A 23,023-nucleotide genomic window follows, 5' to 3' on the forward strand; every position below is an offset into this window, starting at 1 on the left:
GTTATGCGCTCACAAGGAAAAAGGGGTTTAATACAGATTCTTTCTGATTGTAGGTAAGGTCTTCTGCATTGAAATCTAGAGGGTTTGCAGGATCGAGAACGGTCACTTTCGCGCCTGCTGCAATCGCCACGGCATGTGCTGCTCCTGTATCCCATTCTGAGGTCGGGCCTAAACGTGGATAAAGATGCGCTTCACCCTCAGCCACTAAACAGAGTTTCAATGAGCTACCCATGGCAACTAACTCAGTTTCACCAATAAGTTGGTCTAACAGATTCTGAATTTCAGGGCTTTGATGAGAGCGGCTTCCAACGATTTTCCAAACGTCGTTTCCACTGTGCTTTGTCGCCGAAATAGGTGCAAACTCACCATTTATTTCAGTCCAAGCACCTTCACCTACAATACCTACGTAGCTTTTATTTAATGCAGGTGCGTAAACAATACCCATGGTTGGTTTACCATCTTCAATCAGGGCGATGTTTACCGTAAATTCACCATTTTTCTTGATGAACTCTTTTGTGCCGTCAAGAGGGTCAACCAGCCAATATGACTGCCATTGCTTACGCTCGTCCCAAGAGATATCAGCCGATTCTTCAGAAAGAATAGGTAAGTCTGATTCTGCGGTAAGTGCATCAACAATCACGTTATGAGCGGCTAAGTCAGCTTCCGTTAGGGGGCTGGTGTCTTGCTTTTCATAAATGGCAAAATCATTTTCATAAATCGCCATTATTTTATCGCCTGCCTCTTTGGCAATGCGCAGCACAGTTTGTGCTAAAGAATTAATTGGCAGTGTCATTTACACTAATCCTTTTTCGTGAAGCAAAGTGTATAACCGCTCAGCGGTTTGCTCTGCAGGTTCATCCTGATACGTTAGGTGTACTTCCGGCGACTCAGGTGCTTCGTAGGTAGAGTCGATGCCGGTGAAATCTTTGATTTCTCCGCTGCGGGCTTTCTTGTACAAGCCTTTAGGGTCGCGCTGCTCGCAAATCTCAAGGGGAGTATCAACGAACACTTCTACAAATTCTGTACCTTCAAGCAAACTGCGGCAGTAGTCACGGTCTGCTTTAAATGGAGAAATGAAAGCTGTCAGCACAATGGTGCCCGAGTCTACAAATAACTTGGCCACTTCACTGATGCGGCGAATATTTTCAACTCTGTCTTTATCGCTAAAGCCTAAATCGCCACATAATCCATGGCGCACGTTATCGCCATCAAGCAAATAGGTATGCTTTTGCTTTTCGTGGAGCTTTTTCTCAAGCAAATTAGCCAGGGTAGATTTGCCAGAGCCACTTAGCCCCGTTAACCAAAAAACACGAGGACGCTGATTCAACTTTTCAGAGCGTGTAACTTTATTCACTTCATGTTTATGCCAAACAACATTGTCGGTGGCCATTAGAAGTACCCTTCCATCTTTTTCTTCTCCATAGACCCGGAGCTATCGTGATCAATAACTCGACCCTGTCGCTCTGAGGTTTTGGTCAGCAGCATTTCTTGAATAACTTCAGGTAAGGTTGCCGCCGTCGACTCAACAGCACCGGTCAATGGATAACAGCCTAAAGTACGGAAGCGAACAGAACGCATTTCTGGTACTTCGCCTTCTTCTAACGGCATGCGATCGTCATCTACCATGATTAGTACGCCGTCACGCTCTACTACAGGACGCGGCTTAGACAGATATAGCTGTGGGATATCGATGTTTTCAAGGTAGATATATTGCCAGATATCTAGCTCTGTCCAGTTAGACATTGGAAATACACGAATACTCTCGCCTTTGTTTACCTGTGAATTATAGATGTTCCACAATTCTGGGCGTTGGTTCTTTGGATCCCAGCGATGGTTGCTGTCGCGGAATGAGTAAACACGCTCTTTTGCACGAGACTTCTCTTCGTCGCGACGGGCTCCACCAAACGCTGCATCAAATTGATACTTGTTGAGTGCCTGTTTAAGAGACTGAGTTTTCATGATGTCAGTGTGTTTAGCTGAACCGTGTGAAAACGGACCTACGCCATTCTCTACACCTTCTTCATTAATATGTACTAGTAAATCGAAGCCGTGCTTTTCGGCTTGCTCATCACGAAATTTAATCATTTCTTGAAACTTCCACGTTGTGTCAACGTGAAGAAGTGGGAATGGAATTTTACCAGGTGCAAAAGCTTTACGTGCTAAATGAAGCAGTACCGAAGAGTCTTTTCCTACCGAGTAAAGCATTACTGGGTTGTCAAACTCAGCAGCAACTTCTCGGAAAATTTGGATACTCTCGGCTTCGAGTTGTTTCAGATGCGTTATAGACGGGATACTTGCAGTCATTTTGAAGTCCGATTTATGTTATATAAAAAAAAGTTATATGCGGGTTGTTTTTCTGCATAGAAAGATAACATATTTAATTTTAAAAGTAGTATGCCATTTTGCTATTTAAAATAGCTTTCTTATGCCGTATAAAATAATTGCTATACAATTTAGGCATAAGCGCTATTTTCGCTTTCCAGAAAGTAAAAAAGCCCCAAACTGTTTTTGCAGTTTGAGGCTTTTTAAAAGTCAGAGCATTATCGATTATCTTGCATTGAACTGCTTTTGGAATTCATCGAATGTCTCGGTTACACCTTCACGGGGCTTACCTGATTTGCTGAGTATCATTATGGTTAAGCTTGAAAGCACAAACCCAGGCACAATCTCGTACATCCAAGCACCTAAAGCCTGACCATTAATGGTGACAGGAAGATAAATCCACAGTAACACCGTTACCGCACCTACAATCATGCCGCCTAGGGCTGCCCGACGAGTCATTTTACGCTTAAACAGACTAAACAGTACTAGCGGGCCAAATGCTGCGCCAAATCCAGCCCACGCATTACTCACCAATGTCAGAATGGTGCTGTCTCTGTCGTAGGCTAAGAATATTGACACTAATGCGACCGCAACTACGCTAAGGCGACCAGCAACCACTAACTCTTTATCAGAGGCATCTTTGCGTAAAAAGGCTTGATAGAAATCGCTAGTTAATGAGCTAGACGTTACCAGCAGTTGTGATGAAATTGTACTCATGATCGCCGCTAGAATAGCCGCAAGTAAAAAGCCACCAATTAACGGGTGGAAGAGAATTTGTGAAAGATAAATGAAGACAGTTTCAGGATCAATCTCGTTACCATTGCCTGTGACATAGGCTAACCCAAACAAACCTGTCATTAATGCGCCGATGATAGACACTATCATCCAACTCATGCCAATGTTTCGAGCCGCTGGAATATCTTTTACAGAGCGTATGGCCATAAAACGTACAATAATATGAGGCTGTCCGAAATAACCTAACCCCCAAGACATCAGAGAAACGATACCGATAAAGGTAATCGTTTGATTAGTAGAGGCGTCCATAAAGGCATCAAAAAGGGCAGGGTTAATGTTATCTAATGCGTCGATAGATGCGCCGATACCGCCTAATTCACTGATGACCACAGCTGGCACCATGATGAGCGAGACAAACATGATACAGCCTTGCACAAAATCGGTCATGCTAACCGCCATAAACCCGCCTACCAGTGTGTAGGCAACGACTACGCCGGCGGTGACATACAAGCCAGTTTCATAGCTCAGTCCAAAGGAGGTCTCAAATAATTTTCCGCCGGCTACAACGCCAGAAGAGGTATATAATGTAAAGAAAACAACAATTACTACAGATGCAATAACCCTAAGAAGACGAGAGTTATCAGCGAAGCGATTTTCAAAATAATCTGGAATAGTAATAGAGTTATTTGCAACTTCGGTGTAAATACGCAGTCGAGGGGCGACGAGTAAGTAGTTAGCAAGTGCGCCAAGGGTTAAACCGACCGCTATCCAGCCAGCAGAAAGTCCTGAGACATACATTGCACCAGGAAGACCCATAAGCATCCAGCCACTCATGTCAGATGCACCAGCAGATAAAGCGGTTACCGCGGGACCCAACTGTCGACCACCAAGCATGTACCCTTCAACGTTGGTATCCGTCTGCCGGTAGGCAAATAGACCAATACCCAACATTACAACAAAATACAAACCCAACGAAATAATCGTACCCGTAGCCATATATGTTCCCTTTGAATTTTTTCTCCATGCTATCACCAATATCTAGGAGTCTCCACGTAAGTAGGCTCTCACCGGTTACTTTGTGAACAGTGGGTTTTAGATTGAAGGGTTTATTATGTAAGCTTCCTCCTTATTTTTTGCCAAATAGACAGGGCTGGAAAACGGACAGAAGCTAGGCCAGTGAGCTAGAACTAATAAGCTAAAGACAATAAGCCATAGATAGTCACGCTTTAGGCATGGGCGAGGGTGGTTGATTCAACCCGTGAGCGACCGCTGTTTTTAGCTTTATACAAAAGGTCGTCGCATGTTTTAATCACAGACTCTGGGTTTACCGACCCATTCAGCGCCACTACACCACTTGAAAACGAAACGGTAAACGCCTTGTCTGTATGCTTCCAATGGGCGACACGAGAAAACGCGTAATTTAACTCATCGAGTACGCTTTTCACTTCTTGCTCGCTGGAGTTCTCAAAGTAGATTAAAAACTCTTCGCCACCATAGCGGCAAAGCAAATCGGATTTGCGGATACGCTTACGAATGGTTTGGCTAAAGGTATTTAATACTTCATCACCTACGGCATGACCGTATTTGTCATTGATGCGCTTGAAATGGTCGATATCAATAAGGGCGATACACGACGCGGGGTGTTTCTTTAGCAAGGATTTTAATTGTCTTAGCATGGCACGGCGAGTTAAGGCGCCAGTGAGTGAATCGGTATCTGCTTTGGTGTCGCTTTTCCTTTTCGCTATCCATAGCCATGTAGTCAAAATTGAACAAATAATGGTTATAAGGGCGAAAACCGCAGTGCGTAAATTCTCTGTTTCGCCAGCAAGTCCCGAGGTCTCGCGTTGTAAACTTTCAAGTTCTTTTTGCCTATACTCAGCAAGCTCAACGTCTCGTGAGAGCATGCTTAATTTGGCGTTGTCATTGAGCTGGAAGCGCTCTGTGTGGTAATTCGCTAGCGCAGAACTGTACTTATCTTGGTTTACAAACGCTTTTTCACTGTCGCCTCTCACTGCATATATATGCTTTAGCGCTTGAAATTTTCCTAGTATTGCAGCCTTCTTATACGGTACAGCGTTCAACTTTTTTTCAAATGCCTTCTCGTATTCGCGAATGGCAGCGTCAAATTGAGAATCACTTCCGCTAACCGCAATGTACATAGCATTAGCTATAGGCTTTGCGTCAATAAGGTAAGCAGGCATATCAATAGAGGCTCTCAAAATCCTATTGGCTAATTCTTTTATCTTTAGTGTGTCACCCTCAACTAGACGAGAGCTGTAGACACTCATAAGCAATAAATCTACATAAATACTTTTGAAATCTTGTACAGGGGGCATGTATTTTTTTGCGTCTTCAATTAAGGCTAAAGCATCTTCAAAATGCCGAAGTCGGTTGAGCGCTGTAATTGCTAACAAAAAATCAACAGTGTCCAACGCACTATGCTGGTTTTTTAGGGCAATAAATTGTTTGGCGTGCTCAACAGCCTTGCTAGGTAAATTTAAATCGAGATAGCTTTCTGAAAGTAATCTATGTGCATCATAAAGGTTGAATTCTTTTTCAAGTTTATTGCTATTTTTAGGAACGGCGAGAAAGGGGATTGCATATTCCATTTCGTTGATGGAACGTATGGGAGATGACGCAGAATACTCTGCGGCTAACCACATACTTGCTATCGCGACCGCTCGCTTATCGCCTGACTGAAGTATTTCTTGTTTGAGGTTGTAGAGTAACGGAATAGTTGTACTTAAACGTTTGAGCGAGCCTTTGTAATCGCTCACCCCTTTTATGTAAAAATAATAAGCTTTTAAGTACACATAAGTTCTTATATCTATCGATTTTAACTCAAGCCAATGTCTTTCTAATAGCGGCCGTTTAACTGTAATGGGGACTTGAGGGGAACCTTGGTGTTCTACATTTGATAGTGCCATGATATGACGAAATACAACGGCTATCTCCGAATCATCAGACTGGATACCGTTTTCTTCTAGTCGTTTAGCAATGTCTTCATTAGTAAGTTCAGAAGTATAGTTCCACTCATAAAGAACGGCATGCGCGAGATTTGCATAAGCATCTACCTGATTTTTCGTGCTGACATCATTGCTAGAAGCTAGGGACGGGAACGTTATAAAAAGCATGAGGAGGCACTTAAGGGCTAGCTTATTTGCACAATGGCATAATGACGTAACTGCTGTGCCTTTAATGCTATCAGCGCGTTTTTTTGATCTACGACTCACTTACTGCTCTTAACTCTATACTGCTTAGGACGAATTGAACTTGTCTCAATAGGTAATTTTGCGCGCTTGCTTAGCTACTACTTGTAGCCTATATGCGACACTATTGTACTAGTTTAAAGTATAGAGTTTACAGCGCTTAGTTGCACCTTAAATTTTTAAAATGAACATAAGGCTATGTTTGCTACCAAGTCGACGACGTTGGCAGCAAACTAGCGTAAGTAGATAGAAAAGCTATAAGCGGTTGAAAAGCTATATACTTTTTTGTTTGCTTAAGCAGAAAACTGAATTCTATTGGCCACCGCGTCTTTCATAGTAGATAGGTCGCTGCCTTTGTTGCCCACAACGATTATATTGGCCTGCTGCATTTTGAAGCTCTCGCCGTGAAAGGAGTCATCTTCAAATTCGCTGGGTACTTTCACATTGTCACGACTTGGTACCACAAAAACTGACATTTTCCCCTGCGGTGTATCGACAATAAGATGCAGGCTTTGTACGGTGCTGAGGTGGCAGTAGTTGGCAACCTCGACACCATCAATCATGGTGTCGAAGCTAGCGCCAAAGCTCGCCAGTTTCGCGTTTACCATATTTAAATCAACGGGTAATAAGGAGTGAGATTCCTCTACATCAACATATTGCATATGAGCCAGCGCATGGTCGCCCAAACTAATTGACTGCTGCTGAAGCATAGTGAAACTGATCCCCACAGCAAATGCGACAGATGCGGCAATCGCCACATACCAGCGGCTTCTTTTCTTATATCGGCTAAATTCATCGGCCGATTGCTGCCAAATAAGTTTACTCGCTAAATCTTCTGGTACATCAACTTTAAGAGTTTGCTTAAGCTTATTGTCTAATGCTTTTTGCTCCTGCCAAAAAGCGCGCTTTTTCTCATCTGCATTTGCAGCAGCGACTAAATCGCTGTCAGTTGTATTAGGATTAGCGTAAATTCTACGTCTAAATTCTAATTCATCCATTAGCTTGACCTCTATGTTGATTCTGTTTCTCCAGCGCCTCTTTTAACTGATTTCGAGCCCGAAAAAGCCGTGTCATTACTGTGTTTTTGTTTAGATCTAATTGAGTCGCTATTTCTTCACCGCTAAAACCAAATAACAGCTGCAGAATAAGCGGCTCTCTATATTCAATGCTTAAGGTACCGAGTAACCTATGCAGTTCTCTTTCTTTAATATCGCCTTCAGCTTGCTGAGTGTCGTCGTGAATGAAAACATCATCGATATCTACGAGCTCTAACTGTTTTCGTTCGAAGCGGCGGGCATTTTCACGGCGCAATATAGTGATCAACCATCCTTTGGCTGCTTTTTCGTCGTTTAAGGCGTCGAGAGAACGCCATGCCCGTAGGAATGTTTCTTGAACAATGTCTTCCGCCACACTTCTGTCTTTTACTAACCAGTAGGCATAACGAAAAATATCGGCGTGAAATGCTTTCACTAGGGCTTCATATCTTTGATGCTTTGCTTTCATACTCGATAAGACCCGAGTGTTATCGATTTTATTTCGAGCAAACATAAAATAAATTCCAAAAAGGGTTAATTTTTTAACGTCTCACACCAAATACCGACTCAAAGAAACCTAAAAGGCATCTTTTGAGCAAAAAAAAGCGCCATGCTTTTAAGCGACGGCGCTTCTTGGAACTCTATTTGGAAAATACAGAACGTTTACATAGCGCTTTGGGTTGCTATCCAGCTATCGATGTTTTCCTCAAGCATCGAAAGCGGGACCGGTCCATACTTTAATACTTCATCATGAAAACCTTTCCAATCGAAGTCGTCGCCGAGCTCGTTCATCGCTTTCTCGCGCAACTCCATAATTTTCAATTTTCCAATCATGTACGCTGTGGCCTGCCCAGGCATAGCAATATAGCGTTCAATAGCCTTTTGTGCATCATATTCTGGGTTCGGCGTATTTTCTACCAAGTAATCGACGGCTTTTTCGCGAGACCATTTTTTGGCATGGATACCGGTGTCTACAACGAGACGACAAGCACGCCATAGCTCCATGGCTAACCTACCAAAGTCAGAATAGGGATCTTCATAAAACCCCATATCTTTAGCAAGCTCCTCAGTGTAAAGCCCCCAGCCCTCCGTATAAGCGGTAAAGCTTAAGAATTTTTGGAACTGCGGAATACCGTCGAGCTCTTGAGCAATAGTCCGCTGCATATGATGACCTGGAATGCCTTCATGATATGCTAGGGCCTCTAACTGGTAAGTTGGCATCGCTTTCATGTCGTATAGGTTAGCATAGTAAATGCCTGGTCTACTGCCATCTTGTGCCGGGCTCTGATAGAAAGCTTTCCCTGCCGACTGCTCTCTAAACGCCTCAACGCGTTTTACTATCATTGGCGCTTCGGGAAGTATTCCAAAATATTCAGGGATCATCTCTCTCATATCATCGATAGCTTGCTTAGCATCGTCTAGATATTGCTGTCTGCCCTCGGGAGTAGAGGGAAGGTAGAACTGATCGTCTTCGCGCATAAATACGAAAAACTCTTGCAGCGTACCTTCAAATCCTACTTCTTTCATAATGCTGCGCATAGCGTTGTGAATACGTTCCACATTTTCTAAACCTATGTCATGCACTTCTTGGGCAGTAAGGTCGGTGGTAGTGAACCAGTTTAGACGGTTTTGGTACCACTTATCGCCATCAGGCAAACGCCATACACCATCGCCTTCAGGTGATAATGTTTTTTGATGCTCCAGTGCTTTTATAAAACGGTTATAGGCTGGTTTAACTGAAACTGTGAGTGCGTTTTTGGCATCTGTGAGTAAGGCTTCTTTTTCACTGTCATCAATGCTAAGCGAGCTCACTTTATCTTTGAAGTCGTTCAGTATAGTAGAAGGGGTGTCTGAGTCATCAAATGGCGCCCCCTTTATCACATTTTCAGAGGCATCCACCATTTGGTCATAAGCCCATTTTGGCGGAAAAACGCCTGCGTCTTCTCTTATCTTCATTTGATCAATAACTTGGTCAAAGTAAGAGCTTACATTATTAAGTCGGCCAATATAGGCTTCTGCGTCCTCTATGCTCTTCACGCCATGAATGTTAATTAAAAAACTGGGTACCTGAGTGTGTGCCGCTCTAAATTGATGAACGATGTACCTTTGGTGACGAAACTCGTCATTGGCCAAGTCTCTTTCAATACCCAATTTATACAAACGCAGACTCAAATTTTCTTGGTCACTCAGCTTTAGTGAGTCGAAACTTTCGAGGGATTTTAGCCTGTTTTTCGCTATGGCGATGCGCGCGTCAGTCTCTTCCTCGCTGATATCATCCCACTTGTCATAGTCCCATTTTTTACCTAAATAGCTTTGAAAGAGTGGAGAGCGTTTCAGGTCTTCTTCAAATGAGCTCTCAAAGAAAGCGGCAAGGCGTTGGGATTCGGTTTGGCCAGTCTCGTTTTGTGATGTCACTTTTGGAGTTTTTGCTTGAGGTGTTTCATTGGCAGGTGAACAAGCTGTTAGAGCTAAAAGCGCTAAAGCAATTGGTGTTAGTGAAAAGAGCGACGTTTTCATGTTATCTCCCGGTAGTGGTTGGCCGCACTTTTGTTGGTGCGGCTATTTTTATTATATTGTTGCTTTTTATAGTTATTCACTCATTAACATTATTTGCTAATAGGCGGTTTTTACTCGCGAACATTTCAAACTGAAGATGTAGGATACAAGTTTGCAAGAGCAGTCTCTCTATTATGAACGCTTTTGAAATGAGCTTTCCTCGCCTCATCAACTGCTGCCATAAGTTCAGACAGAATAGTATCAATACCTTCTGTGCTGCTGTTTTCTTTAGATTTCGAGAAACGCGCTTGTTGTAACTTATCCAGAGGCCCTCTAATGACAACTGTATTGTTTGAATCCTCCGGCATTGGTCGTCCTCGATTATCGACATTTAAGGTGCGAAGCCATAATTGTATTGCGCTATCAATTTGCGCAATATCTTTGTTCTTCAGTTTGCTGATAAGGAACTGATAAGCCTTTTTTTCGTTGTTTAAGTTGCTTTGACTATTGAACAAGCCTTGCGTAGTTAGACTACTATTAGACTCCGTCATCACAGAGCCTTGACGACTTCTCTTTATAAATAGTATTAGCACAACAAGAGTCACTAACCAACCCAGCGCCATGACACTGATAATCAACCAAAGCGTTGCAGTATCACTTGTGTCTGAAACCTTTGCACTCTCCGAGCTAGTTTCCGGTTCAGAATTAGACGTCGTCTCCTCAAAAGAAGACGAATTATCTTCTGGAACTGCTGATTGCGGTGCACTGTTGCTTTGCCCTGAGGCTGCGACAACGTTAATTGAGCGGGGAGGGATAGTTGCATACTCTGTTTGTTCGGTGAGCGTATTGAACCAAGGTATAGTCACCTCAGGCAACACCATTGTCCCAGGTTCCGTAGGAATGATAGCTAACGAACTTTGACGTTGAGCAATGAGACTCTGATTTTTTTCAACCGTTGTTGTATTTGATTGATCTGGATAGAGCTTGAATGTAGGCGGATAAAACTCTGGAATTTCGGGTAATTGCTCTTCTACTACACCGAGAGCAGTGAGAGTGACAATTCGCGTAACGGGTTCACCGACAACAAAATTATCACCTTGCGGCCATTCCTCATCAATTCTCACCATTTCAGAAGGTAGCCAGGCGTAATCGATGTCTTGAGGAATAGGGTTTATATTGACGACAATATCTGGCCCCACACGATTAATTTGTTGTGTGCGATTAAAAAAACCAAAGCGTTGATTAGTATTTGCCGCCATCACCTCACCGGTAAACACAGGTCCTCGCAGGGTGAACTCTCCAGAAGCTTGAGGCATCACAGCAAATTGCCGCTCAATAATTTGATAACGTCTTCCATTTAAGATATCAGCATACTGCTTGTCGTCGCCTAGTTGTCTTATTTCTGCATTTTCCATTTCTGGAGCTTGTAAACTGCCTCTTTCGATATTGCTCGAGAGATGGAGTTTTACGGTGTACAGCAATTGCTGATTTAGATAAGCCTCGTTCTTATCAACATCAGTCGTGACGAAGTAATCTCTCGCTACGTTTGTTTGCTCCTGTACCGGGATCACCGACACTTCGATGGGTGAAGTCGTTTTATCTTCAATCCGTAGAGATGGAATGGTGAAAGTACCTTCCTTTCTAGGAAATAACGTTGTGGTCCACGTGGTGGTGCGTTTTGCATCGAAGTTGACAATAGACGTCTGACTGCTTACCGAAGTGCGACCAACCACGAAATCTTTTAACAATGAGGAGCTGTCGAAAGCATCGCGATCTGCGCTTCCATTTGCAGTTACTGTCAGCCGTATGGCTTCGTCTAACATTACCGGGTTTCGGTCGATAGTGGCCTCAACTGACTCTATATCAGCCTGCACATGATAACTGATGAAAAAAGTAAAAATTAACAATAAAAATGTAGATTTAGATAAAGCATTCATCTACCAATCTCTCCGGTTTGATGGCATTCGCTGCCTTTTGCGTTTCTCAGCTTCTAGCTGCATTTTTCTTTTAAGCAAAAATGCAGGGTCATCGGGAACTCTTCGCATTAGGTTTTCCATGCGTTGCATTTCTTCTTTTTCTGCATCTGTTAGCGGTTCTTGTTGAGCTTGAAAACCACCAGATTCATCCTGTGCACCTGTTTGTTCTTGTTTAGATTGATCAACGTTTTCACTTTGCTCGCCAGTCTCTATAGATTCTTCGCTATCGGTTTGCTCATCTGATTGCTGTTGCCTGTTTTGCTGCTGAGATTGCTCTGAACTTTGACTTTGTTCAGCGCTTTGATTTTGCTCTGAGCTTTGCTGTTCAGCACCATTTTCATTGTCAGAGTTGTTCTTGCTTTCAGAGTCCTGGGATTGTTCCCCTTTTTCCTGACCTTGCTCTGCTTGATTTTCTTGGGACTGGCTATCTTGAGACTGCTCACCGTCTTGTTGCTCACTATCTTGGTTTTTCTGCTCTTGATTTTGTTGCTCTTGTTCCTGCTGCTGATTAATTAGCTCTTCAAGCAATGCTCTGTTAGCTTTGGCGTCTTCAAAGTCTGGCTGGCGCTCTAACACCTCACTGTACTTTTCAATAGCTGCCTCAAGTTTACCGAGCTTAGCAAGGGCATTGCCTTGATTGTAAAGACTGTCAGTGCCCGGAACCTTTTGATAGGCAGCCAATGCCTCCTCAAACCGGCCAGCCTTATACAGTGAAGACGCTTTCCAGTTAGTGTCCTCAAACTGTTCCGCAGCATCTGTAAATTGCTCTTGCTGGTAGCTATTCAGGCCCTCCTGATCTGCATTTAAAAATGGAGTTTGCCACCACGACAGTGAGCCCTCGGCTCTGGTTTCATTTTGCACTGGTTCCTCAGATGTTTGCGCCTGAGCTATCTGATTATCAAAGGGGGCTAGCACACCAACGACGATAAAAAAGAGTAAGCCTCGGCGAAATGCAAAAGCGGCAAAAGGCAAGATGAGCAACACCAAATATGGACCTACCTCTTTCCACTGGTCGCCACTTGGATTACTTTCTCCTTCGGTACTGTCGTTGGTATCTCGCTCTAACAATGAGGTAGCGCTTAGCGCTTCTATATCGTCATCATTTGAGGTAAAGGATTCAAGTTGGCCGCCGCTTGCTTTTATAACGCCACGAACCACGTCTTCTTTCAGCTTAGGAATAACGATACTGCCTGATGTATCTTTAAGAAGCTCGCCATTTAACTGGCGAATTGGCGCACCTTGGGCAGTGCCTACAGTCAGTGCGTTTACCTTAAATGGAATACCACTAACGTATTCTTGTAACTCTTGCTGTTGACCAAATTCAATGCCATCCGTAATCCAATATATTGCTCCGTTGGTAAATCCTGCGTTGGTTAATAAATCGTTAGCCGCCTCTATACCTAAAAGGGGATCGCTGCCAGGCACAGGCATGATCTCAGGTGACAAACTGGGCAGCAAACTCGTTATATTGGCTGCATCTTCAGTTAATGGACTGATGACAAAGGCGTCACCTGCATAGGCCACCAGACCCATTTCACCCTCAGATATTTTATTTACTAAATCAATGGCTTTGTATTTAGCGCGGGTGAGCCTATCTGGTGTCATATCTGTTGCTCGCATTGACATCGACATGTCAAGAACCACCACATGCCCCATTTTAAGCTGGTAAACCGGTTGGGGGAGACGTTCCCAAGTTGGACCTGCAAGGGCTACAACAGCGAAAAACCACGTAAATGGTAGAAGCCAAAGTGGGGGACGTTTTCCTTTTTCTACTTTTCCTACAATCATATGTTTGTAGAGATGTGCGGGAATAACTGCTTGCCAGCCCGTATGCTTCGTCGTGCGAGTTCTTAGCCAGACATAAAGCACTAATAACGGGATCGCGCTGAAAAACCACTCAGGCCGAATAAAATGAAGGTTGTTTAAAAATTCAGTGTTGATCACGTCTGCTTCTCCACGCTTTCTCTAATGAGTCTTTTTAAACTCCCATTACCAAAAAGTGATGTTAAAAATGCACCTGTCACCCATAACATTGAGGCTAGTAAAGCGAATGCCAAAGGGAAGAAGAACAAAGCGGTAAGCGGCCGCATTTTGCGAGTTTCACCTTCGATAGGCTCAAGTGTATCGAGCTGTTGATAAATAGAATTGAGCTCTTCAGCATTGCGAGCACGAAAATACTGACCGCCAGTAGAGCTGGCAATATCCGAAAGCATTGTCTCGTCTAGCTCTTGGGAAGGGTTGATTTGTCGGCTACCAAAGAAGCTTTGGATTAACATTTTGTCAGCGCCTACGCCAATGGTGTAGATTTTTACGCCTTTATTGATCGCCAGTTCTTTTGCTTGCTCTGGTGTGATGTTACCCGCTGTGTTTTGACCATCAGTCAGGAGAATTAGCACATTGTTTGATTCATCTTTTGCATCAAACCGTTTTACCGCCAAGCCTATGGCATCGCCAATAGCAGTTTGTTCACCGACTAACCCGATGACGGCCTCACTGAGAAGTGTGGATACGGTTTCTCTATCGTAAGTAAGCGGTGCCTGAACATAGGCTGTGTCAGCAAACAAAATTAACCCTAACCTGTCACCTACTCGACGTTGAATAAAGTCGTACACTACAGATTTTGTCATTGCTAATCGGTTAACCTGTCGGCCATTTAACTGCATATCGTCTATTTTCATACTGCCGGATAAATCTACCGCAAGCATCATTTCTCTGCCTTCGTTGGGAATGCTAACGGGCTCACCAAGCCATTGGGGTTGAGCGGCAGCCGTGACTAGCGCTAGCCATATAAGCGTTGCTGTCGCCAGTGCGACCTTACTCTTTTTAACCGTTCTGTCTTCATTGTGTTGCTCGGGACGCAGTCTAGGCACTCGAAGAGCAGCCAATGAAGGTTCTGACGCCTTAGGAACTAGAAACCTCACTAACAAGGGCAAAGGCAGCGCAAGAAATGCCCACCACCAATTAAAATCCAGCATTATGATGTTGCCTCTGAGTACGACGATGTAGGGTGTTGCTTTCGGAATCTTGCAGTTTGAATCCACATTTTCACAGCATTATGGGATATAGCAAAATCCGAATGCTGTGCACTATTGCGATAGAGATTTGCGTGTAGAACAGTCAAGCCATCGCTAATCGCTGGCGAATTTTTATGGCATGAAGCCAATAAGAAGTCACGCCATTGCTGAGTATGTAGGCTACTAATGTTGTCTTTAGGAAAGTAAGAAAGGGCAGTTCGTTTTAACAATGAGTTCAATTGAACCGGCCAGTTGTCATCATGCTCTGATATTGCGGCTATTGCGCGCAACGCCTCCTTGCGAGGTTTATTAAATTCAATTCGACGTTTTATCACAATGATTAGGGTAATTAATGCAAATACACTTACTACGAATAGAAGCCACCACCCCCAATCTAGCGGCCACCAATCCACCTCTGTAGGTGTTTTAATGTCTCGTAGTTGTAAAAGTGGATCTTGTCCTGCTGATGTCGGTAAAGCCATTACACACGCTCTCTTTGCATACTTTGAAGTTGCTCGTCTAACGGATAGGCGCTAGAGACGTGATAGCGTGCAATACTCATCTGCTTTAGCGCTTGTTTAATTGCCGAGTTTTGTTCTTCGCGCCATTCACTGTAGCTAATAGTTTCCTTGCTGTCGCCAAGCACCCAACGCTGATTTACGACGCCATCAGACACGCTTACGCTTTGCAGAGAATGGGTTTCTGGCAGTTTATGTTCAAAAGGATCATCAACGATTATGGCTCTTACTTCGCAATGACGGGTCAGGTGAGTTAAGTGTTGCTGTGCTGCTGCACTCATATTTTGAAAATCAGACACTAAGTAAACCAAACTTCCGGGCTTAGCCAAACGTCTTGCTCTAGCACAAGCATCAGCAAAGGCGATTCGATCGCGAGCTTCATTTGGCTGCTCGCCATTTGCTTCTTGGCTTAATGCAATCAACTCGTGGCAAACGTGCAGCACTGCCTTCTTTCGACTTAACGGTTTGACTTCTTTATGACTTGTTTGGTTGAAAACTAACGCTCCTACTTTGTCCCCTCGGGCAGCGGCGGACCAACTAATCAATGATGATACATGCGCCGCTTGCACCGCTTTTGTCAGCAGCTTTGTGCCAAACTTCATAGAAGGCAGATAATCGCAGAAAAGAAATACAGGACGCTCTCTTTCCTCTCTATAAATTTTGGTGTGGGTTTTTCCAGTCCTTGCTGTTACGCGCCAGTCAATGGCGCGTATATCATCACCAGGCTGGTAGTGGCGAGCTTCATCGAACTCCATGCCTCTGCCTTTCTGCTTAGTGAGATAACTTCCGCTTAAGCGCGCTTGTGGCATCTTTTTTGGCGTTAAGTTCATAAGCTTAGCTAGCTGTTGATAGCGCAATAACTCTGCGGTCGTCAGATTGACCCCATCGCTTTTTAACTTCTCTAATTGCGAGTGAATGTTGGACATAACTTATGGCACAGCAACAACAGCGACTATTTTATCTAGCACATCATTAACCGTTACTCCCTCAGCCTCTGCCTGATAAGATAAAATAATTCGATGTCTGAGTACATTATGAACAACGGCTTGAATATCATCGGGCCCAACAAAATCACGACCGCTGAGCCAAGCGTGAGCACGAGCACAACGATCTAGTCCGATAGTCGCTCGTGGACTCGTTCCCATTGCAATCCACTGTGCAAGGCTGTCATCGAAAAGAGTAGGCTTGCGAGTCGCCATTATCAGTTGCACTAAGTAGTTTTCTAATTCAGGTGCCATGTAAAGAGACAGGGCCTCTTGGCGAGACCTGAAAATATCGTCTTGACTCAGTGTTGGCGGTGTCATCGGCGGTTCTGACAGCGCCTCTCCTCGAGTGAGTCGTAAAATTTCTAATTCCGTGTCTGCATCTGGATAATCGATGTCCACGTGCATTAAAAATCGGTCGAGCTGCGCTTCAGGAAGTGGGTAGGTTCCTTCTTGCTCCAGCGGGTTCTGCGTTGCCATAACTAAGAATAGAGGGGGCAAAGGGTAGGTTTTACTTCCTACCGTAATCTGGCGTTCTGCCATGGCTTCTAATAGAGCAGATTGCACCTTAGCCGGCGCTCGGTTTATCTCATCCGCAAGTACTAAGTTATGAAAAAGTGGACCTTTCTGAAATACAAATTCTCCCGTCTCCGGGCGATAAATATCTGTTCCCGTTAAATCAGCAGGCAATAGATCCGGTGTGAACTGAACTCGATGGAAGTCGCCATCAACGCCGTTAGCCAGCGCATTAATAGCGCGTGTTTTAGCAAGTCCTGGTGGGCCTTCAACAAGAAGATGTCCATCGGCAAGTAGCGCTATTAATATACTTTTTGTTAATGCGTGTTGACCAATAATTTGTTGGTCAAGATAAGCATGTAATTGTTTAAATTGCTCTGCTGCCATATTGCCATTTTTCCAATTAAATTCTAGTTATCAGGAAGTGTAAGTGATGAGTAGGAGAAATTGTTGACCACTCAACACAAAAAAAGCGTAGTTTGTGGCGTCATCGCCTAGACTTGCCTAAACAATGACACAAAACAGACTGTGTTTCTCATATAAGGTTCATTTTGCATTAGTTCAAGTCTCTTATATTTGTGAAAAACACGATTTGTCGTATCTGAATAGAAAGAAATACTGGCGTGGCTCCACATTAATCAACTAGCTAAAAGTTAGTTCGCCCATATTCTTTGCTTGATGACCGTTATATTCCTCGCATTATTTGCTATTTTGTTCATAGTTTGTAAAAATCAGTGTTATTACAGGTCAGACCACTTGTGCTGAGTGCCAATAACACTTGCTAAGGGTCACTAATTTAGGTGCATTATGTCCACAAAACAATCAGTTACTACCCGAGAGGGTGATCGTATCGCTATTGTCGCGGGGTTACGTACTCCTTTTGCAAAGATGGCGACATATTTTCACGGCGTTCCCGCTGTAGATCTTGGCAAGATGGTAGTGAACGAACTTCTTGTTCGTCATGGCATACAAAAAGAGTGGGTCGATCAGGTTGTCTACGGACAAGTAGTGCAAATGCCTGAAGCACCAAATATTGCCCGTGAAATTGTATTAGGTACTGGCATGAATGTGCATACAGATGCATATAGTGTGTCTCGTGCGTGTGCGACCAGCTTTCAGTCTACAGTGAATATCGCTGAGAGTATGATGGCGGGCCACGTACAGGTTGGTATCGCAGGCGGCGCAGATTCCACATCGGTATCACCTATTGGTGTTTCAAAAAACCTAGCCAGAGCGTTGGTTGATTTACAGAAAACGAAAACTCTTGGTCAGAAGCTTAATATTTTCAAGCGCTTGGGTCTTAAGGACTTGGCGCCGGTTCCACCTGCTGTTGCAGAGTATTCAACAGGTCTGTCAATGGGGCAAACCGCAGAGCAAATGGCAAAGTCTCATAATATTTCCCGTGAAGAGCAAGACAAATTGGCTCACCGCTCGCATAGTTTTGCAGCGAAAAGCTGGGAAGAAGGCAAATTATCCGATGAAGTCATGACTGCCTACGCCGAACCGTACAAAGGCGCTCTTGAGCGTGATAACAATGTGCGTTTTAACTCAACGTTAGAAGGTTACGCGAAGCTTCGTCCTGTTTTTGATAAGAAATATGGTTCTGTAACGGCTGCTAACGCCACGCCACTCACCGACGGTGCTTCTGCCGTTATTATGATGACCGAGAGCCGAGCCAAAGAGTTAGGATACACCCCACTTGGTTATATTAAGAGCTATGCATTCTCTGCTATCGATGTATGGGAAGACATGTTGATGGGGCCTTCCTATGCCACTCCAATTGCGCTAGATAGAGCCGGAATGACGCTAAACGATCTTACCCTAATTGAAATGCACGAAGCATTTGCAGCGCAAACGCTGGCTAACGTGAAAATGTTTGCAAGCGATAAATTTGCCAAAGAAAAGCTAGGGCGAAGCAAAGCCACGGGCGAAATTGATATGGATAAGTTCAATGTAATGGGAAGCTCGATTGCGTATGGTCACCCATTTGCCGCTACAGGAACTCGTATGATTACGCAGATGCTAAATGAGCTAAATCGTCGTGGAGGCGGAAGTGGCCTTCTTACAGCATGCGCAGCCGGTGGTTTAGGCGCAGCTATGATTGTGGAGACAGAATAATATGAGTCAGGAAAATATGAGCCAAAACACAGAAGTGAACGAGCAAGCTACGCCGGCTACAGGTGCGTTTACGCTGACCAAACAAGATAACGGCGTTGCTATTTTAAGCATGGATGTACCTGGCGAGAGCATGAATACGCTAAAAGCCGAGTTCGGTGATGAAATTAGCGCGATGCTTGATGATATTGAGCAGGATAATAGCGTTAAAGGCGTGGTAGTTATTAGTGGAAAGCGCAACTCGTTTGTTGCTGGTGCCGATATCTCTATGCTTGCAGCATGCAAAACCGCCGAGGACGCAACTACAATTGCCGCTGGTGGCCAAGCTGTGTTCGATCGAATTGAGAATATGAAAGCTACATTTGTCGCTGCCATCCATGGACCTGCCTTAGGCGGCGGTTTGGAACTGGCGCTTGCTTGTCATTATCGTGTATGTACTGACGCGCCAAGTACGCAGGTTGGTTTGCCTGAAGTACAGCTTGGATTGCTACCTGGAAGTGGCGGAACGCAGCGTCTTCCTCGATTAATTGGCATTCAGCAAGCGATGAAAATGATGCTTACTGGTTCACCAGCCAGAGCGAAGCAAGCTAAAAAGTACGGCATTGTTGATGAAGTAGTGCCTGAAAGTGTGCTGCTTAAGGTGGCTGAGCAATTTGCGCTTAAACGCAAGCCAGAGCGCGAAGCGCCGCAAAAAGGGCTGATGAATAAGATATTGGAGACTACCGGTCCTGGTCGCAATATGATGTTCAAAAAAGCTCGTGAAGCCACATTTGCCAAAACTAAAGGTAACTACCCTTCACCTGGCTACATTATTGACGTTATCGAAACGGGCATTAATGATGGAATGAAAGCGGGTTTAAAGGCTGAGGCTGAAGCATTTGGCAAATTGGTGATGACGCCAGAGTCATTCCAACTTCGGCAAATATTCTTTGCTACTACCGAGATGAAAAAAGAAAACGGTGTAGAAGGCGTCACCCCTACAAAGATGAAGAAAGTAGGCGTTTTAGGCGGAGGCCTGATGGGCGGCGGTATAGCTTTTGTTACATCAACAAAAGCCGGTGTGCCTGTACGTATTAAAGACGTGCGCGCAGAAGGTATTGCTAATGCAATGAAGTACAGCTACGACATCTTAAATAAAAAGGTGAAGAAGCGTTTTATTCGCAACAGTGAAATGCAGAAGCAATTAGCCTTACTAACAGGAACATTGGACTACAGCGGGTATAAAGACATTGATATCGTTGTAGAAGCTGTTTTTGAAGATCTGGATTTAAAGCAAAAGATGGTGGCTGACATTGAAGAAAATTGTAAAGAAACAACAATTTTCGCATCAAATACGTCATCTATTCCTATCACGCAAATTGCTGAGAAAGCTGCCCGTCCAGAAAATGTGATTGGTCTACACTATTTCTCCCCGGTAGATAAAATGCCATTGGCGGAAGTGATTGCTCATGATAAAACCTCAGATGATGTCATTTCATCTACGGTTGAGTTTGCGAAGAAGCAGGGTAAGACACCGGTTGTGGTTAAAGACGGCGCAGGCTTTTATGTGAATCGTATTTTAGCGCCTTACATGAATGAAGCGGCTAACTTAATCTTAGATGGCGAGCCAATTGAGCATATTGACAAGTCTTTAGTGAAATTTGGGTTCCCAGTTGGCCCCGTCAAGCTGCTTGATGAGGTTGGTATTGACGTGGGCACCAAGATTATTCCATTTTTAGTGGAAGCGTTTGGTGAGCGTTTCACCGCGCCTTCTGCATTTGACAAAGTGTTGTCTGATGGACGTAAAGGTAAGAAAAATAAGAAAGGGTTTTACGATTACGAAGGTAAGAAGCCCGGTAAAGAAGTAGATGAAAGCATTTATGAATTATTAGGACTATCGCCATCGAGCAAGCTCAGCGAGAAAGAAGTGGCCGAGCGCTGTGTTCTAATGATGCTGAACGAGGCTGCTCGCTGTTTAGATGAAGGTGTTATTCGCAATGCCCGAGACGGTGATATAGGTGCTATCTTCGGTATTGGATTCCCGCCGTTTTTAGGTGGTCCTTTCCGATACATGGACACGATTGGGATTAAGCATGTTGTAGCCAGGCTAAATCATTACTCTACAGCTGTAGGTGATAAGTTCGCGCCAGCTGATGTCCTAGTGAAGATGGCGGAAAGCGAGAAGTCGTTTTACTAACATCTAGTGAGTTAGGATATAAAAACGGGGCATTTGTTAAATGCCCCGTTTTTTCTAGCTTTTCTTTTTGAGTATTAAAGCATCGGCTTTGCAAAAATACCCTTAGCTACTTCAAGTAAGTTTGAATCTTAAAATAAAGCAGGGTCAATAATGCTGCGGCAAAAAAATATTTCGATGTGAATACATACTCACCTTTAGCCGCAGCGAAATACATTACCATCACCCAGCAGTACACAATATTCACAACGATCAACGCTTGGCCAAATCGATAAAGCTTACTAACGTCTTTAATGAGTTGCATCGTATAAACCTGATCCTAAACCCGCGCCGAAGTCAGCAGCAACCTGCAGGGCTCCTATGTAACCAGCAGTGAACAGCATGGCCGGTAATTTTGGTCCGATACCACCAGAAATATTCTCTAACTCATGCATTGTTAGCTCTTGCATTTAACCGTCTCCTTTTTTAATTCTATTACCACGGATTTCCAATCATAACGTTGTCGTAATACCGACCTGCAGCATATCCGACGTTATAACCTAAACTTCCAGATATGTCTGACCAGCCTCATTTGCCACCGCTCACACTTACAGCATTTTCATAAAAAATTTCTTCCATGATTCAGTCTCCTTATTTGTTTAATCAATAGGTTAAAACGACCTAGAGTCGTTTTTGAAATTTAAAACTTATTTACTCGAGATGAGTTTAAGAAGGGTAATGGATTCAATATAATTTATTAACTGTTCGTCCGCCTAGAATTGATATAGCGCCATTCCAATGCGGAAGGCTTTTTGTTATTAATCAACGCCAAAAGATAAGTTTTGGTTACTATTAAGTTGCTTAAATGTTAAATGTAGGGCGTTCGTCGATTTTCTTTCATGTAACTGTAATTTATGCTGGTTTATTGAACATTTATGTTTAGAATCGCCCCCGTTTTCTTAAGATTTTGCCGGTTTATCAGTCAAAACGATACTTACATATCGTAAGAACAAATTTGATGTCAAAAAAATGACGTCTCACTTAACCGAGACCGTTATCACTGCAACCATTTTGATGGCGATCATTTTTATGGCGATACAATGTTCAAAGTGAATGATGTTACCGCTTGAATAATTGGGCAATGGTTACTTGATATGGTTTAAACCAAAACCGTTGAAATTGTGGAGATGTAGAATGTTGTCACTTGTCGTAGTATGCATGATATTTAGCGCTTATTTTTATGTAGAGGCGTTTAAGTGGGGTATGAATGCGAGACGCTGGGCTGCGGCAGGTTTACTACTAGGCCCTGTAGTGCTTCCTATGTTCTCTATTTCGCGTCATATCCATTGGCGCAACGCTGTGGGCTACAACAACCTCTTTATTGCCGCATAAGCGCTTACAGGGCGCTTTTGACATAATTCAGCGAAAGGGGCAGTGAAATCTATGGTGGTGGGGCGGACAGGTCGAGTAATTCGGTAAAAGCCAGGCATAAAAAAAGAGAGCTAAGCTCTCTTTTTAAAATATGTGTCAGTGCGCATTACCAGCCTAAACCACGGCCATCATTACCAGTGCGAGGCTTTGGAATGTAACTTTCTGTCGCTACTTCTTTTTTAGTCTCAGGAGCCTGTTTCGCGCCGTCTTGCTTGTCAGCAGCAACTGGGGTAGCGGTAGATAGTACTAGTGCAACAGCGTACTCTTTTAACATGTCTTTTCCTCTGATTTTTTAATTTTTTTAAACGAACAAACAAAGTCGATTAGCATTTTTATTATCGACTATTCTGTTATAGCTAAAGCTATGCCAAAATTTAAATATCATTTGAAAACAACGACTTAAAGCTTTTGTGTTGATTTTTTGACGTTTTTTTACTACCAAAGTCTATTAGACTTTTGCCTAGTAGGTTGAAAGTTGCCGGAAAGGAGAAGTAGAGGTGGCAGACATCAGCCTGCCACAAT

At 43.7% G+C, this 23,023-nt stretch carries 19 protein-coding genes; 3 read left to right on the forward strand and 16 right to left on the reverse strand.

The genetic code is table 11. The features are described 5' to 3' along the window. Position 1: 1 nt before the first annotated feature. From cysQ to O9X84_RS02040, 14 genes are all read right to left on the reverse strand, one after another. The gene (cysQ, locus tag O9X84_RS01975; protein ID WP_269517840.1) at positions 2-793 is read right to left on the reverse strand and encodes a 3'(2'),5'-bisphosphate nucleotidase CysQ; all 792 of its coding nucleotides are present in this window, start codon (positions 791-793) and stop codon (positions 2-4) included. Further along, positions 794-1,390 (reverse strand): adenylyl-sulfate kinase, encoded by a 597-nt coding sequence (gene cysC / locus O9X84_RS01980; protein ID WP_269517841.1) that lies wholly within the window; start codon positions 1,388-1,390, stop codon positions 794-796. Further along, positions 1,390-2,304 carry a sulfate adenylyltransferase subunit CysD gene (gene cysD / locus O9X84_RS01985; RefSeq protein WP_269517842.1) on the reverse strand — a complete coding sequence of 305 codons (915 nt, stop codon included), beginning with the start codon at positions 2,302-2,304 and terminating at the stop codon, positions 1,390-1,392. The genes cysC and cysD overlap by 1 nt, the downstream gene beginning before the upstream one ends. Before the next feature lie 243 nt (positions 2,305-2,547). Next, positions 2,548-4,053 carry a sodium/proline symporter PutP gene (gene putP / locus O9X84_RS01990; RefSeq protein WP_269517843.1) on the reverse strand — a complete coding sequence of 502 codons (1,506 nt, stop codon included), beginning with the start codon at positions 4,051-4,053 and terminating at the stop codon, positions 2,548-2,550. 230 nt (positions 4,054-4,283) lie between these two features. Continuing rightward, a complete protein-coding gene (locus O9X84_RS01995) occupies positions 4,284-6,191 on the reverse strand; it encodes a GGDEF domain-containing protein (RefSeq protein WP_269517844.1) in 1,908 nt (635 codons plus the stop codon). A 368-nt stretch (positions 6,192-6,559) separates the two neighbouring features. Next, the gene (locus O9X84_RS02000; RefSeq protein WP_269517845.1) at positions 6,560-7,264 is read right to left on the reverse strand and encodes a DUF3379 family protein; all 705 of its coding nucleotides are present in this window, start codon (positions 7,262-7,264) and stop codon (positions 6,560-6,562) included. Beyond that, positions 7,257-7,814, reverse strand: a complete 558-nt coding sequence (locus O9X84_RS02005; protein WP_269517846.1) for a sigma-70 family RNA polymerase sigma factor — start codon at positions 7,812-7,814, stop codon at positions 7,257-7,259. Before O9X84_RS02005 ends, O9X84_RS02000 begins: the two co-directional genes overlap by 8 nt. A 149-nt stretch (positions 7,815-7,963) precedes the next feature. Next, complete coding sequence (locus tag O9X84_RS02010; RefSeq protein WP_269517849.1) at positions 7,964-9,817, reverse strand: DUF885 domain-containing protein; 1,854 nt, start codon at positions 9,815-9,817, stop codon at positions 7,964-7,966. A 125-nt stretch (positions 9,818-9,942) separates the two neighbouring features. Further along, positions 9,943-11,733 carry a BatD family protein gene (locus O9X84_RS02015; RefSeq protein WP_269517850.1) on the reverse strand — a complete coding sequence of 597 codons (1,791 nt, stop codon included), beginning with the start codon at positions 11,731-11,733 and terminating at the stop codon, positions 9,943-9,945. Beyond that, on the reverse strand, positions 11,734-13,716 hold the full coding sequence (locus O9X84_RS02020; RefSeq protein ID WP_332108307.1) for a vWA domain-containing protein: 1,983 nt from the start codon (positions 13,714-13,716) through the stop codon (positions 11,734-11,736). Then, complete coding sequence (locus O9X84_RS02025; RefSeq protein ID WP_269517852.1) at positions 13,713-14,747, reverse strand: vWA domain-containing protein; 1,035 nt, start codon at positions 14,745-14,747, stop codon at positions 13,713-13,715. Before O9X84_RS02025 ends, O9X84_RS02020 begins: the two co-directional genes overlap by 4 nt. Continuing rightward, complete coding sequence (locus O9X84_RS02030; RefSeq protein WP_269517853.1) at positions 14,747-15,268, reverse strand: DUF4381 domain-containing protein; 522 nt, start codon at positions 15,266-15,268, stop codon at positions 14,747-14,749. The genes O9X84_RS02025 and O9X84_RS02030 overlap by 1 nt, the downstream gene beginning before the upstream one ends. Then, entirely contained in the window at positions 15,268-16,230 is a 963-nt protein-coding gene (locus tag O9X84_RS02035) for a DUF58 domain-containing protein (RefSeq protein ID WP_269517855.1), read from the reverse strand. Before O9X84_RS02035 ends, O9X84_RS02030 begins: the two co-directional genes overlap by 1 nt. A gap of 3 nt (positions 16,231-16,233) precedes the next feature. Beyond that, a complete protein-coding gene (locus O9X84_RS02040; protein ID WP_269517856.1) occupies positions 16,234-17,190 on the reverse strand; it encodes an AAA family ATPase in 957 nt (318 codons plus the stop codon). A gap of 420 nt (positions 17,191-17,610) precedes the next feature. Between O9X84_RS02040 and fadI the strand changes: the two genes are divergently transcribed. Next, a complete protein-coding gene (gene fadI, locus O9X84_RS02045) occupies positions 17,611-18,921 on the forward strand; it encodes an acetyl-CoA C-acyltransferase FadI (RefSeq protein WP_269517858.1) in 1,311 nt (436 codons plus the stop codon). 1 nt (position 18,922) lies between these two features. Beyond that, complete coding sequence (fadJ, locus tag O9X84_RS02050) at positions 18,923-21,094, forward strand: fatty acid oxidation complex subunit alpha FadJ (RefSeq protein WP_442864485.1); 2,172 nt, start codon at positions 18,923-18,925, stop codon at positions 21,092-21,094. 287 nt (positions 21,095-21,381) lie between these two features. Here the strand turns inward: fadJ and O9X84_RS02055 are convergent, their stop codons facing one another. Then, positions 21,382-21,540: a class IIb bacteriocin, lactobin A/cerein 7B family gene (locus O9X84_RS02055; protein ID WP_269517859.1), complete on the reverse strand. Its 159-nt coding sequence runs from the start codon at positions 21,538-21,540 to the stop codon at positions 21,382-21,384. Positions 21,541-22,264: 724 nt separating this feature from the next. Between O9X84_RS02055 and O9X84_RS02060 the strand changes: the two genes are divergently transcribed. After that, positions 22,265-22,462, forward strand: coding sequence for a hypothetical protein (locus tag O9X84_RS02060; protein ID WP_269517860.1), 198 nt, complete (start codon positions 22,265-22,267; stop codon positions 22,460-22,462). Between the two features lie 145 nt (positions 22,463-22,607). Here O9X84_RS02060 and O9X84_RS02065 read toward each other — a convergent pair whose 3' ends face one another. Next, the gene (locus O9X84_RS02065) at positions 22,608-22,775 is read right to left on the reverse strand and encodes a hypothetical protein (RefSeq protein ID WP_269517862.1); all 168 of its coding nucleotides are present in this window, start codon (positions 22,773-22,775) and stop codon (positions 22,608-22,610) included. Between the last annotated feature and the right edge of the window lie 248 nt (positions 22,776-23,023).

This window comes from Alteromonas sp. BMJM2 (assembly GCF_027257845.1).
In the GTDB taxonomy this organism is placed as follows: domain Bacteria; phylum Pseudomonadota; class Gammaproteobacteria; order Enterobacterales; family Alteromonadaceae; genus Alteromonas.

Bases quoted from the DNA above. Each gene is read 5' to 3' on its own strand.
- cysD (WP_269517842.1), bottom strand. From the start codon at position 2,304: ATGACTGCAAGTATCCCGTCTATAACGCATCTGAAACAACTCGAAGCC.
- O9X84_RS01995 (WP_269517844.1), bottom strand. From the start codon at position 6,191: ATGCTTTTTATAACGTTCCCGTCCCTAGCTTCTAGCAATGATGTCAGC.
- putP (WP_269517843.1), bottom strand. From the start codon at position 4,053: ATGGCTACGGGTACGATTATTTCGTTGGGTTTGTATTTTGTTGTAATG.
- fadJ (WP_442864485.1), top strand. From the start codon at position 18,923: ATGAGTCAGGAAAATATGAGCCAAAACACAGAAGTGAACGAGCAAGCT.
- O9X84_RS02005 (WP_269517846.1), bottom strand. From the start codon at position 7,814: ATGTTTGCTCGAAATAAAATCGATAACACTCGGGTCTTATCGAGTATG.
- O9X84_RS02000 (WP_269517845.1), bottom strand. From the start codon at position 7,264: ATGGATGAATTAGAATTTAGACGTAGAATTTACGCTAATCCTAATACA.
- O9X84_RS02030 (WP_269517853.1), bottom strand. From the start codon at position 15,268: ATGGCTTTACCGACATCAGCAGGACAAGATCCACTTTTACAACTACGA.
- O9X84_RS02015 (WP_269517850.1), bottom strand. From the start codon at position 11,733: ATGAATGCTTTATCTAAATCTACATTTTTATTGTTAATTTTTACTTTT.
- O9X84_RS02025 (WP_269517852.1), bottom strand. From the start codon at position 14,747: ATGCTGGATTTTAATTGGTGGTGGGCATTTCTTGCGCTGCCTTTGCCC.
- O9X84_RS02065 (WP_269517862.1), bottom strand. From the start codon at position 22,775: ATGTTAAAAGAGTACGCTGTTGCACTAGTACTATCTACCGCTACCCCA.
- O9X84_RS02035 (WP_269517855.1), bottom strand. From the start codon at position 16,230: ATGTCCAACATTCACTCGCAATTAGAGAAGTTAAAAAGCGATGGGGTC.
- O9X84_RS02010 (WP_269517849.1), bottom strand. From the start codon at position 9,817: ATGAAAACGTCGCTCTTTTCACTAACACCAATTGCTTTAGCGCTTTTA.
- O9X84_RS02060 (WP_269517860.1), top strand. From the start codon at position 22,265: ATGTTGTCACTTGTCGTAGTATGCATGATATTTAGCGCTTATTTTTAT.
- O9X84_RS02055 (WP_269517859.1), bottom strand. From the start codon at position 21,540: ATGCAAGAGCTAACAATGCATGAGTTAGAGAATATTTCTGGTGGTATC.
- cysQ (WP_269517840.1), bottom strand. From the start codon at position 793: ATGACACTGCCAATTAATTCTTTAGCACAAACTGTGCTGCGCATTGCC.
- O9X84_RS02040 (WP_269517856.1), bottom strand. From the start codon at position 17,190: ATGGCAGCAGAGCAATTTAAACAATTACATGCTTATCTTGACCAACAA.
- cysC (WP_269517841.1), bottom strand. From the start codon at position 1,390: ATGGCCACCGACAATGTTGTTTGGCATAAACATGAAGTGAATAAAGTT.
- fadI (WP_269517858.1), top strand. From the start codon at position 17,611: ATGTCCACAAAACAATCAGTTACTACCCGAGAGGGTGATCGTATCGCT.